Source organism: Pseudomonas sp. SIMBA_068 (assembly GCF_046534705.1).
Taxonomy (GTDB): domain Bacteria; phylum Pseudomonadota; class Gammaproteobacteria; order Pseudomonadales; family Pseudomonadaceae; genus Aquipseudomonas; species Aquipseudomonas putida.
Window position 1 is genome coordinate 1 of sequence record NZ_JAWRYI010000845.1, and the last position, 260, is coordinate 260.

Consider the following 260-nt stretch of genomic DNA (forward strand, 5'->3'; position numbering starts at 1 on the left):
CTTTTCCATCTTCAGGATGGGTGAAGATCGCTTTTGCGGTCGGCGCCAGACGCAGCGGCCCGAAATCAACGTTGTAACCCAGACCGGCACCGTAGGTGCTGCCGTCATGGTCGCTACGCAGCCAGTTACCTTTCAGAAACAGACCGGGTGTTGTGGTGCCCAGACCCACATTCAGGTTGGTGTTGTGTTCGCTGACATCAACACTGCCTTCAATCGCCTGAGCGGCACCGCTCATTAAAACCAGCCCGAGGGCGCTCCCG

Annotated in this window: 1 protein-coding gene; it reads right to left on the reverse strand. The window is 58.1% G+C overall.

The genetic code is table 11. The annotated features are described in order from the left end of the window. Nucleotides 1–235, reverse strand: a 235-nt coding sequence (locus tag SB756_RS31715) for a YfaZ family outer membrane protein (protein WP_410913452.1), incomplete at its 3' end; no start/stop codon positions are given. Between the last annotated feature and the right edge of the window lie 25 nt (nt 236–260).